This window comes from Shewanella sp. GXUN23E (assembly GCF_050865035.1).
GTDB lineage: Bacteria > Pseudomonadota > Gammaproteobacteria > Enterobacterales > Shewanellaceae > Shewanella.
In genome coordinates, this window is record NZ_JBOZWP010000003.1 from 97,849 (window position 1) to 110,487 (window position 12,639).

General features: G+C 51.9%; 9 protein-coding genes. 3 read left to right on the plus strand and 6 right to left on the minus strand.

All coding sequences use genetic code 11. The features are described from left to right. Positions 1 to 134: 134 nt before the first annotated feature. The 3 genes from ACRRUX_RS04195 to ACRRUX_RS04205 all read right to left on the minus strand — a co-directional run bounded on the left by ACRRUX_RS04195 (position 135) and on the right by ACRRUX_RS04205 (position 6,604). On the minus strand, positions 135 to 1,535 hold the full coding sequence (locus ACRRUX_RS04195; protein WP_432527483.1) for a hypothetical protein: 1,401 nt from the start codon (positions 1,533 to 1,535) through the stop codon (positions 135 to 137). A 768-nt stretch (positions 1,536 to 2,303) separates the two neighbouring features. Then, complete coding sequence (locus ACRRUX_RS04200) at positions 2,304 to 5,438, minus strand: efflux RND transporter permease subunit (protein WP_432527485.1); 3,135 nt, start codon at positions 5,436 to 5,438, stop codon at positions 2,304 to 2,306. Positions 5,439 to 5,452: 14 nt separating this feature from the next. Continuing rightward, on the minus strand, positions 5,453 to 6,604 hold the full coding sequence (locus tag ACRRUX_RS04205; protein ID WP_432527487.1) for an efflux RND transporter periplasmic adaptor subunit: 1,152 nt from the start codon (positions 6,602 to 6,604) through the stop codon (positions 5,453 to 5,455). 552 nt (positions 6,605 to 7,156) lie between these two features. On the opposite strand from ACRRUX_RS04205, the gene ACRRUX_RS04210 reads away from it, so the two are divergent. Continuing rightward, positions 7,157 to 7,900 (plus strand): TorF family putative porin, encoded by a 744-nt coding sequence (locus ACRRUX_RS04210; protein WP_432527489.1) that lies wholly within the window; start codon positions 7,157 to 7,159, stop codon positions 7,898 to 7,900. 59 nt (positions 7,901 to 7,959) lie between these two features. Here the strand turns inward: ACRRUX_RS04210 and ACRRUX_RS04215 are convergent, their stop codons facing one another. Further along, entirely contained in the window at positions 7,960 to 8,640 is a 681-nt protein-coding gene (locus ACRRUX_RS04215) for a DNA-3-methyladenine glycosylase I (RefSeq protein WP_432527491.1), read from the minus strand. 136 nt (positions 8,641 to 8,776) lie between these two features. Between ACRRUX_RS04215 and ACRRUX_RS04220 the strand changes: the two genes are divergently transcribed. After that, a complete protein-coding gene (locus ACRRUX_RS04220) occupies positions 8,777 to 9,691 on the plus strand; it encodes a LysR substrate-binding domain-containing protein (RefSeq protein ID WP_432527493.1) in 915 nt (304 codons plus the stop codon). A gap of 48 nt (positions 9,692 to 9,739) precedes the next feature. Then, complete coding sequence (locus ACRRUX_RS04225) at positions 9,740 to 10,396, plus strand: glutathione S-transferase family protein (protein WP_432527495.1); 657 nt, start codon at positions 9,740 to 9,742, stop codon at positions 10,394 to 10,396. Between the two features lie 4 nt (positions 10,397 to 10,400). Here ACRRUX_RS04225 and ACRRUX_RS04230 read toward each other — a convergent pair whose 3' ends face one another. Together ACRRUX_RS04230 and ACRRUX_RS04235 are read right to left on the minus strand one after the other, a co-directional pair. Further along, a complete protein-coding gene (locus tag ACRRUX_RS04230) occupies positions 10,401 to 10,946 on the minus strand; it encodes a thioesterase family protein (RefSeq protein ID WP_432527497.1) in 546 nt (181 codons plus the stop codon). Positions 10,947 to 11,044: 98 nt separating this feature from the next. Next, positions 11,045 to 12,589, minus strand: coding sequence for an FG-GAP repeat domain-containing protein (locus ACRRUX_RS04235; RefSeq protein WP_432527499.1), 1,545 nt, complete (start codon positions 12,587 to 12,589; stop codon positions 11,045 to 11,047). Positions 12,590 to 12,639 lie beyond the last annotated feature (50 nt).

Genomic DNA, 12,639 nt, shown 5'->3' on the forward strand with positions numbered 1-12,639 from the left:
GATATCAATACAGCTGAGTAGAACCCTCTACTCAGCTAAGTTCGGGACAGGAGTTACACTGGATAACGCCGCGCTCTGCGGCAAATTTGGAGCGCAGCGGAAAATTTGTCCGACAGCAGCGCCTTGTTATAGCTTTACATCGGAAGTTTCCAACTGGAACTTGCCCTACGGAATTGGGGATCTTCCGTTTTCGGTGCAGTGTAATACTCATCATCGATTTGAAACTGAGAGGCCAGTAAATCTCTATGCCCGCCTAAACGCTCTATAGAAGTAAGCTCATTGGCGACATCTTTGAATATTGTAGAAAAGGCTTTACTTTGATTGCTTTTCATAAAGTCCGGTGTGCTAAGAGCGAATTCCTTATCAGGTATGGCTGGAATTCCGAAGGGAGAAGTTAACGAATTTATTGTTTTAATCAAAAAGCTGCCTTGTATTCCTTGAGGAGAAGGAACTCCATAAGTCCTTTTTAAATCACCTGATATTTTATCTAACTCAGAAAGCAGCTTTGTGGTCTTGGCGTTCCCTTTAGCTAGACCAGATTCATCATAAGCAATTTTTATTTCTCGAAGCGTTTCTCTAGCAACAATGAAATGATTGGATTTCTTAACTTCTAACGCTGCACCGATAGAATTTTGTATTCCACCTGATTCTTGTGCAAGCCAAGCACTAAAAATGGGAATATCCATACTTACAGTCGCAGCTCGACCATGATCTACAACTTCAGAAATTGATGTGGATATCTTTTGTGAAAGACTAGACAGTACTTTTGCGGAGAAATCATGACCAAAAGCCCCTGTCTTTTTCATCCAATGTAGCTGATAAGCATGCCTAATTGGATGAATAAAAGAATCAGCCCGCAAATGCTTCGCGGCAATACTGTAGTAGATTGATTTAAAAGCAAGCCAGTTCAGAGAAGCAATAAACATTTCTAAAGGGCGAGTAACACCGCCTAGCCCATCTACTTGCCTTTGGAATTCCTCAGATGTATGCACATGCCCCTTAGAGCTGATCAAGGTGGCATTAGTTGACCAGTACCCTTTCGTTGAACCAACGTCGGATAACTCATTGAAAATAGCCGAGCTTAATTCACTGTATTTTTCGTACTCTGGGGTATTCGGTTGACCTAACATCTTCATGGTTAAATAGTAAACACTGGACCGCATATCCCATGTGCAAACCATATTGAGCTTCAATAATTCTACTAACTCACGAAAATCATCATCAGCAAACTCCCCGCCCCGTATTTCAGGCTTAATTGACCTTGCCTGCTTTTGTGACAAGGCATCTACTTGATCAAGACCATAAGAATTTGGTGATAGGAATCTAATAAAATCAAAATTCTTTATTCTTGAATCCCTATGCTCTTCCTTGTAGTTGTCTACGCATATCAAGTCATCATAAAAAAGGATGGCCTGTATAAGATTTTCAAAAGCTACCAAATCGCCATTTATAGTATCGGGGTTCTTAACAACAACTCGTCCAACTGCTCTTTCTACAGCAGTCAGAGAAGCATTATCGATTAGGGCGTATGACATTCTATCCTCGACGATTCGGAGCTATAACATTTTAATAACGAGAACGCCTATTTATCTGAATAACCGGACGGCCTGTTTATCCACTTTTGCGCGACCACGCTATCCATCCGTTTTTGTCACAAAAATCTGCTACTTAACGTCTCTATGGATAGATAACTTTACGGACAAATCGAGACGTCTCGTTATCTCGCGCACCAGTCACGCTTATTGGATAAACGTTATCAGCAATATGCTGAAAAATCGACACTTTCTAGCAGTCCAGCAGATAAACGTGAATGTACCGTGTGCGATAACAGGAGTCGTTTCCTGTTATCTCCGATTTAACGGGATAACCGGCTCAAATATGTAACTTTGGGGCATTTGCGGTTTGGAGGGATACACCAGTCCCCGTCCGACGCTGCCGAGGGTGTTGCTGAAAATGACGTAGCGAGGCATGGATGCCGAAGCAGCGACAGTCGAATCATGGACGAGCGTCTGTCGCGTTAGCCAATTTTCAGCATAAACCTGAGGAGTTGTCAGCGTTGGTTGGGGCGCCCTTTGGGGTGGAGGGGGCTTTGGGCGAGCAAAGCCCCTTCCCCGGGTGAAGCCTGGAAGGATTCGATCTTCCTATCGCCGGAACGGCGATTATGTTGCGTGATCGCAGTAGCAAAGCTGCAAAAGGTATATCCAAGCGCAGCTTGGCATCTAAAGGCACCCTTTCGTTGCCCAAACGAAAACAAAAAACCCGGCGTAAAAGCCGGGTTTTCAATCACATCAAGTGTCAGCAAATCACTCAGATTTGCCAGCCTTCTTGGCATCGCGCTCGCGCTTACTGAAGATTCGCTCAACGATCACGAAGAACAGTGGCACGAAGAAGATACCCAGGAAGGTGGAGCTGAGCATACCGCCCACTACGCCGGTACCGATGGCATTCTGGGCACCAGAACCCACACCGGTACTGATGGCCAGAGGTACTACGCCCAGACCGAAGGCCAGCGAGGTCATCAGAATCGGGCGCAGACGCACACGCACCGCATGCAGGGTCGCATCCACCAGCGTGGCACCTTTCTCATAGTATTCCTTGGCGAATTCCACAATCAGAATGGCGTTCTTGGTCGCCAGACCAACAGTGGTCAAAAGGCCCACCTGGAAGAACACGTCGTTATTCAGACCACGTCCCCAGGTCATCAGCAGCGCGCCGATAATCCCCAGTGGAATGACCAGAATGACCGAGAATGGGACTGACCAGCTCTCGTACAGCGCCGCCAACACCAGGAATACCACCAGTACCGACAGGGCATACAGCGCAGGAGCCTGGTTACCGGACAGACGTTCCTCGTAGGACAGACCGTTCCACTCGATACCAAAGCCAGCAGGCAGCTGCTTGGCAAACTGCTCCATGGTATCCATGGCCGCACCGGTACTGTAACCCGGCGCAGTGGAGCCCTGGATGTTCACCGCCGGCAAACCACCGAAGCGCTCCAGACGTGGCGAGCCATATTCCCAGCTGCCGGTGGCGAAGGCCGAGAATGGCACCATTTCGCCTTTGCTGTTACGCACAAACCACTTATCCAGATCTTCAGGCTGCATGCGGTACTGGGCTTCACCCTGTACAAACACCTTCTTCACCCGGCCGCGGTCGATATAGTCATTCACATAGCTGCCGCCCCAGGCGGTTGCCAGCACAGCGTTAACGTCATTAATGCTCAGGCTCAGTGCGCGCAGCTTGCCATGATCGATGTGCAGCTGATACTGAGGCGCATCTTCCTGACCGTTGGGGCGTACACCTACCAGGTTCTTGTCCTGCGCCGCCATACCCAGCAGCTGGTTACGGGCAGCGATCAGTGCATCGTGGCCCTGACCGTTTTTGTCCTGCAGGAACATATCAAAACCGTTGGCAGTACCCAGCTCCAGTACCGCTGGCGGTACGAAGGCGAATACAAAGGCTTCCTTGATGGACATAAAGTAGCCCATTGCCCGCTGCGCAATCGCTTCCACGCTCTGGCTTGGCTCGGTACGCTCATCCCAGGGCTTCAGACCGATAAAGGCGATACCCATGTTCTGACCCATACCGGCGAAGCTGAAACCGGATACCGCAAATACCGACTGCACGTTCTCTTTCTCATTCTCCAGCAGGTAGTCAGACACTTTGTCCATCACCTTCTGGGTACTTTCCTGAGTCGAGTTGGCAGGCAGAATTACCTGAGTAAAGATAACGCCCTGGTCTTCGTCTGGCAGGAAGGCGGTAGGCAGGCGCAGGAACACCCAACCGGTTGCCACTACCAGTGCCAGATAGATGACGAATACCCGGCCGGTGCGCTTGATAATCGCCGCCACACTGGCTTCGTAACGGGAGGTCCAGCGCTCAAAAGTGCGGTTAAACCAGCCAAAGAAACCAGTGCTGGCATGGGTATGCCCCTTGCTGATTGGCTTAAGCATGGTGGCACACAGCGCCGGTGTCAGAATCACTGCCACCAATACCGACAGCGCCATGGCTGATACGATGGTGATAGAGAACTGACGGTAGATCACGCCGGTCGAGCCCGACATAAAGGCCATTGGCACGAATACCGCAGACAGGGTCAGGCCGATACCCACCAAGGCACCGGTGATCTGGTCCATCGACTTGCGGGTGGCTTCCAGCGGGCTGCAACCCTCTTCAGCCATAATACGTTCCACGTTCTCCACCACCACGATGGCATCGTCCACCAACAGACCAATGGCCAGTACCATGGCGAACATGGTCAGGGTGTTAATGGAGAAGCCGGTGATCGCCAGAATCCCGAAGGTACCCAGCAATACCACTGGCACTGCAATCATAGGGATCAGCGTGGCGCGGAAGTTCTGCAGGAACAGGAACATGATGAGGAACACCAGCACCACAGCTTCCAGCAGAGTATGTACTACGCCTTCAATGGATTTGCCCACGAATGGCGTGGTATCAAATGGCACGACCACGTTCAGTCCCTGCGGGAAGAAGGGCTTCATCTCATCCACTTTGGCCATCACCGCCGCGGCGGTATCCAGTGCGTTGGCACCGGTTGCCAGCTGAATCGCCATACCGGCTGCTGGACGACCATTGTAGAACGAGGTCACCATGTAGTTTTCAGCGCCCACTTCCACTTCAGCCACATCCCCCAGGAACACCTTGGCACCGGTAGGATCTGACTTAAGCACAATCTTCTGGAACTCTTCCGGCGTCTGCAGACGGCTCTGGGCCGAAATGGTCGCGTTCAGCTCCTGGCCTTTCACCGAAGGCGTACCACCCAGCTGACCGGCAGAGACCTGAGCATTCTGCTCACGGATCGCCATGATGATGTCATTGGTGGTCAGGTTGTACTGATTAAGCTTCAGCGGATCCAGCCAGATACGCATGGCGTACTGGGCACCGAACAGCTGAATGGTACCCACACCGGATACCCGGCTCATGGGGTCCTGAATGTTGGCCGCCACGTAGTCGGCGATATCCGCCTTGTCCATGGAGCCATCTTCAGACACAAATCCCAGAACCATCAGGAAGCCAGCACTGGTCTTGGCCACACTCACACCCTGCGCCTGCACTTCCTGAGGCAGCAAAGGCATCGCCAGCTGCAGCTTGTTCTGCACCTGTACCTGAGCGATATCAGGATCTGCCTCAGCGTTGAAGGTTAGAGTGATTTCGGCGTTACCGAAGCTGTCACTGGTGGACTTGATGTAGCGCAGATGGTCCAGACCTGTCATGCGCTGCTCAATTACCTGGGTCACCGTATCTTCTACTGTTTTGGCAGAAGCACCCGGATAGTTGGCCTTAATTGCCACCGTTGGCGGCGCAATGCTGGGATACTGGGACACGGGCAGACCTTTAATGGCCATCACCCCCGCCAGCATAATAATAATGGCGATCACCCAGGCAAAAATCGGGCGATCAATAAAATATCGAGCCATAAAACTGCCTTAACTTATTGTGCTTCTGCCTGAGCCTTGGTGATCAGCGTAGGTGCAACCGGCGCACCAGGGCGGACCTTCTGCAGTCCGGCGACAATGATCTGATCGCCGGCCTTAAGACCTTTGGTCACCAGCCACTGATTGTCGATAACCTCAGCGGTTTCAACCATGCGTGGCTCAACTTTGTTTTCTGCGTTCACGACCATGGCAACACCCTGCCCCTTGGGATTACGGGTAATGGCCTTTTGAGGAACCAGAATCGCTTCTGGAGCAGTGCCCACATTCAATACAGTGCGCACAAACATGCCAGGCAACAGCAGACCATCAGGGTTCGGGAACTCAGCACGCAACCCCACGGCACCGGTGTTTTCATTCACAGTCACTTCGGCAAACTGCAGCTTGCCCTTATGCTGGTATTCAGTGCCATCTTCCAGGATCAGCGTCACGCTGGTATTTTCCGGCTGTACCAGAGTGCCATTGGCAATACGTTGCTTAAGGCGCAGCATTTCAGTGCTCGACTGCACGATATCAACATTGATGGGATCCAGCTGGGAGATCATCGCCAGTGCCTGTGCCTGACCGGCCCCCACCAGCGCACCCGGCGTCACATTGGACTTACCGATGCGACCGGAGATAGGCGCTTCAACTTTGGTGTATTGCAGGTTGATTTCCGCAGTGTTGATGGCGGCTTTGGCCATGGCTACGCTGGCCTCAGCTTCCTGATAGGCAGCCAGAGCCTGATCATAGTCCTGCTGACTGACCGACTTGGTCTTGACCAGTTCTTTAAAACGGGTTGCGGTCGCCCTGGTGGAAGCCAGCGCCGCTTTGGCGCGCTCCAGCTCAGCCTTGGCACTGACCAGAGCAGCCTCATAGGTCGCGGCATCGATTTGATACAGAGACTGTCCGGCCTGAACCTCACCACCTTCAACAAAAGTGCGGGCTTCAACAATACCGCTCACCTGAGGACGCACTTCAGCTTCCATGTAAGCACGGCTGCGCCCCGGCAACTCCAGAGTGATCGCCTGTGGTGCAGTGGCCACCTTGATCACGTCGACCGGCACAGCATGAGCACCTGCCGGCGCCTGTGCCTGTTGTTCCTGAGAATCGCACCCTACGATCCACAGTGCCGCAGCGATTACTGTGGCAATAGTTAGCATTTGCCGCATCTGAACTCCTGAGTTTAAGCACCAAAACTCCAGGCTAAAATTTAGCCGGGAGCATGAAAATTTAGTATGGATAAAATTTAGCGAGCATTTATCTCACACAGCCTGTGTATCAACAAGCGGATATAAGACTGAAAAGTGTAAACGAATGAAAATATTAAAATAATCCAACACCAAATGTTAAATCATTGTTTAAAATCATTTTGTTCAGGCCTAACAAAACGTACTGCTGAAGATTAACCCAGTAGTCCAATACCCAGCCGATTTCATGCATGTTATTGTGCTGCTGATGTTGAGCCAGATCACAAACAACACATACATCCGAGCTACAAAGCGATAACAGCATATCACGCTGAGCAATCAGTCCCAATGCCTCTGTTAAGCCACGGCTTACATGCTAAAGGGACAACAGCAAGCGCGATGCTGGCAGCATCGGATGGAGAAATGGTGTTTGGCCGTCTATCTTTTGAAAAAGATCAGAATGTGGCTGCTTAAATCCTGCGCTGTTCAAAACAACAGCTGCATTTCCCTAAAATAATGAAAGGGAGTATGAATATGATGAATCGCCTGATACCACTGACCCTGGGGCTTACATTGCCGCTGATGGGGATGGCTGATGAAATCAATGATAACCGGATTGCCGGCGGCACGATTGGCGGCAAACTCACCTTTGCCACCGACTATGTGTTTCGGGGTGAGTCAGAAACTCAGGATGGAAAAGTTCCGGTCGTTCAGGGCACCCTTGGCTGGACCCATGATAACGGTTGGTATCTGGGTGCCTTTGCATCCAACATCAAGTTTCAGGACCCCAATCTGGAAATCGTCACCGCGCCTTATTTCGGTAAATATGGTGAAATTGGTAATTCCGGATTTCAGTATGACGTGATGCTGTTTGCCTATCTGTACCCGGGCGCGTCCTACTCCAATTACACCGAGTTGTGGCTGCGGGTCAGTAAAGCCTTCGATGATCTCAATCTGCAGGTCGAAATTACCCCTACTCTGGATGACTGGTTCGGCGTTGATGGCTGGAAAGGCGTGAACTATGCTCTGCATCCCAGCTATCAACTCGCCGCTAACTTGACTGTGTCAGGCTCAGTGGGTTATCAGGATCTGTATGACGCCGACGATGCTGCCGAAGGCTGGGGTCACTGGAATCTCGGGGTAAATACCCAATATATAGGACTGGATTTTGACCTCAGATACCACGGCAGCACAGTGGACAAAGACCACAAAGTCTATGGCACCCAAACGCTGATTTTCGATGACCGGCTGGTGTTCGGCGTCAGCAAGCGTTTTTAAGCCGTCCCGCCAACGCTATGGTTCGCCAGCCCTGTTCCTCGCGCCTGCAGTGCTGGTTGCTACAGAACGTTATCGCCCATACTGCAGGCCAGAATACGACTGATTTCCGCCAGCGGTCGCCCCGACTGCCGCTGCCATTGATTAAAAGCAGACTGGATCTGTGCCAACCCTTTTTGGGAGGTGGCGCTGGCATCCAGCAGCTTATGCGCTTTGAAATAGGACTCCACATCACCGGTCAACAGGAAGGTATCCTTGCCGATACTGCGCAAAAAGTAAGGGCCGGTATTGCCCCCCAGGCGCACGCCGCGTTTTTTCAGCTCGCTCCACAGGCCGGTGATGTTATCTGTGGGCCAGTCAGCAATAAAGCGGGCAAAGCTGCCGTGTTTGTCGGCCAGTTCCTGCACCATAAGCGCATTATCATAAATCGCCTGGGTCTTTTTGGCGTGACGGATAAGCGTCGGATCTGAGGCCCTTTGGGATAACTGCTCCGGCGACATCATCAGCACTTTGAACGGCATAAACCCAAAAAATGCATCTTCATAGGCTGGCCATTTGTGGTCGACCACCCGCCAGACAAAACCGCTTTTCATCACCTGCATACTCATGGCAGACAACAGTCTGTCATCGCCAAGGGCAGCAATCTCCTCGGGCTGACGTACCGACGGCAGCAAAGCCTCAAGCGCAGCGGCCCCACCTTTACGCTCAGCAGCCCGTTGATAAATCTGTTTGAATGATTCCATAAATCCCTGCCCGCAATTCAACATCAGTGAACCTCACTTTACTCCGGCCGGGCGGGGATTCAAACCCGCTGAATAATTAGATAATTATCAGAATATCGGCTAATTTGTTTATCAGGGATAACAAGTCGGAGCAGAAATGGACGCTTCTCAACTCTATCGCATGCTGGTATTCGCCACCGTTGTGGAACAGGGCTCCTTTACCCGGGCCGCCGATAAACTTGGTGTCAGTCGCTCTATGGTCAGCCAGCATTTAAAAAAGCTGGAAACCCGTTTGGATAACCGTTTGCTGGAGCGTACCACCCGCAAGGTGTGCCTGACTGAAGCCGGACGCAGATTTTACCAATACTGCGCTGAACTGCTGCAACTGGCAGAGCAGGCACAGCAAGCCGGACTCCCGGCGAGCGCCGATTTGCAGGGAAGCCTGAAAATCTGTGTCCCCAATGCCCTTGGACAAAGCCATATATTGCCCCGCCTTGGCGAATTCTGCCGTCAGTATCCCAAACTCAGGATCAATCTGCAGCTTGAAGACATGCGTCTTAACCTGGAAGAACATCATATCGATCTGGCGGTTTATACCGGGCAAGCCAGAGGAGCCAACAGTGCTCAGACCGATGCCCAGTGGCAACACCTTAAGCTGGTGGATTATCAGGAAATTCTGGTGGCTTCCCCCGAGTATATTGCCGGTCATGGCCGGCCAGTTCATCCTGATAATCTGGAGCAACACAGCTGGATTTGCGCCGGCCATCATCTGATGCCCCGCCCGCTGGTACTGAGCAACAGTGACAATCAGGAATTCCGCATCCGCGTTACCCCACACCAGGTCTGCAACCAGACCGTCGGCATGCTGCAAATGGTGATGCAGGGACTGGGCATTGCGCCAATTGCAGAATCACTGGTGCGTGGTGAGCTGGCTGCAGGTCGGCTCGAGCGGCTGTTGCCCGATTATCATCTGCAGGCCGGAGGTATCTTCCTCACCCACAGGTTTGAAGAGGGAATGCCACCCAAAGTCCGTGCTTTTGCCGAGTTTCTCAGTCAAAAAGTGTACAGCTGATAAACCGGGACTAGAGTTAATACAGGGCCATGTGTCGGAGCTGTATTCTTGGAGTTGTACTATTTCCCGCTGGGACGCCATTCCCAGAAAGTGTTGATTGCCCTGTACGAAAAACAGGTTAATTTTTTCCCCAGAGTGACCGATCTGCGAATCCCCGGGGTCAGGGAGAACTATCTGACCCACTACCCCCATGGAAAGTTGCCACTGCTTTGCGCGTCAGATGGCCATGTGCTGCCGGAATCCAGCATTATCATCGATTATCTGGACAACAGCGTCGACAGCGGTACCCGACTGCTGCCCATCAATCACAATCTGGAGTTACAGGTCAGGCTGTTTGACCGGCTTATCGACAACGATCTCAACCTGCCGTTGAGCCAACTGGACAGTGAACAGGAGTTTGCCGTCCACCAGCCGCAGCCTTTGCAACTGCGGCGCATAGAACGGCAGCTGCAGGAGTTTCTGATGGAGCTGGATAATCAGCTGGCAAACCATCACTGGATTTGCGGCGATGGCTTCACCCTGGCTGACTGCGCATTGCTGCCCTGCCTGAGACACCCCTGGGTACATCAGCAGTTGACAGAGCTGACCCACCTGAGTCGCTACCAACATCAGGGCAATCTGCGGGGCTCATGGTCGCTGGTACTGGAGGAGTTGGAGCTGGCAGAGCTTGAAGAGGAGCAGTCCTTGCCGGATCGCTCCGGCTAACAGCTTATGCCGCCTGAGGCGGCAAGTTGCGGGCCTTTTTAAGGTCCAGAAACTGCTTCCATTTCACCACTTCCGGCGGCAGTTCCGGAGGTTCGCCGCAATACCCTGCTGCAGTAACAAGTTCGCTGATGGGCACCTGATGACCCCGACACACAAAAACGCCCCGGACATGAACAATACAATGCAGTCCGCGCTCAGACACAAAGCGCTGCTCGATATAGAAATACTTGTCATCCCATCCGACGACTTTACTCTCAACATCAAACTGTTGAAGAGGCTTTATGTCACGAATGTACGTAAACTCAGAGGCGTTGACTATCGGCATCCAGCCACGTTTGAGAAACGCCTTGAGCAACCCCATTTCCGCCAGCATGTAAGTGCGGGCCAAATCCATAAATGAAGGATATCGGGAATTGGTCAGGTGCATATTGATGTCACAGTCGGTAGGCAAGGCCCGATAACGGATCACACTGGTCCCCAGAAAACCAATCCGCCGGCAGTGCCGTACACGCCAGATGAACAACCATAACATCCTGAAAATCAGATTCATTCCCTTACCACTCAACACCTGTTAGCCATCAAGAACCACAAGGCTAGCAGAGGTCTTACCAGATAAAAAGCGTGAATTTGATCACAGCCACAAATGCATTATCTGGGGGCTACTGATGTCAGCACCACAAAACTGGTTTGCTGCGCTGCCGTTGCCTGCCGGCCATAACTGATCAGCAAATCATCCCGGCCATCGCCATTGATGTCATCGGCCAGCAGCAGATTGCCTTTCTGCGGCAACGGCAACCTGACTTTATTATTGCGGTTGTCAAACATCCCGCTCCCGGCCTTGCCCGGAAATATTTTCAGATGCTGCTCATCTCCCGACAGCAGCAGATCCCTGAAACCATCACCATTGACGTCCGCCAGTAAAATCACCGGCTCTCCAGTTTCACCGGACGAAATAGAAAAACTCAGCTCGACCGTGTCAGCAAATCCGGGCTTTTTACTGTATTGACCGGCTTCATCCAGCTTAAACAGGTACACATCCTCGTCGATACTGCCGGACAGCAACGCGCTTATCACCTGCGACAAACCTATATCAAATCCTGCGACCAGAACTTCCTGCCGGTTGTCTCCATCCAGATCAACAAACTCAAATCCGGTCAGCGTACCTTCGCCACTGATCAGGGTATCGGCTTCGCGACCAAATCCCAACCGACCGTCATTCCTAAGGCCGTAATAGATTTCATAGTCATTGACCCGATCCAGCACACCTGAGCTGCGGGCATAACGCACCACCAAATCGCTGATGCCATCAGCATTCACATCCTTCACGTCCTCGACAAAGCGGTGTACCAGCTTGCTTTGATCCGGCTCCTCGCCCCAGGCATCACGCTGCCACCACCACTCCAATCCGTTGATCGGCTGGCTGACGGCCAGATAGTCGGGCAGAGAGACATAACGGCCGGAAGCCTGCTGAAAAAAGACCTGCAGATCGCCTTCGCCGACACTGAGCAGATCCGGCAGGCCATCAAAATTGGCGTCAAGGCTGAAGAGTCTTGGCTGCATATATCTGGCACCATTGGGATACAACAACATATGAGGGATAACCGGCAGTTGCTGAACGCTGGCTGGCCCTGCAGGCCCCACATTGCCAAGCACAGTGACGCCCTGCAGTCCCTGAACCAGCAGATCCGGCAACGGATTATCATCCAGCGCATACACCAGATTGCCGCGAACCATAAAATCAGCCCGGGATTGCAATGACATGGAAGGCACAGACAATATAGGTTCAAGGCTTTGTCTGCTGTCGCTCAGCGAGTAGGGATTGAGTCGATACAGCTTATCGCTGGCCAGAAAAAATACCTGCCCGACCTCATGGTCAGACTTATCAGGTTGATAAATATCAAACCGGTAGATATCCGGAGGGATCGCCATCTTCCCCTGCAACTGATAGATGCCAGGACGGGACGCGTCACTTTGCGCAAACACCGCCAGCCATTTCTGCTGCAGGTCATCAACGCCGATGACCAGTAATTCCTTGCCGGGTGCAGGCAACAGGTCGACCGGTGCGACTTTGTGGGTCAGTTTGAACGGGACACTGAGGGTCTGTTCATCAAAACTTATATCGGCCTTTGCCTGAGCAAACGAGGAAAACGACCACAGCAGGATCAGACAACAAATAAATGGCAGCAAGGGCATAAACAACATCCTGTCGAATTTGGCTAAGCCTCAATCTACCCAGCCATGCC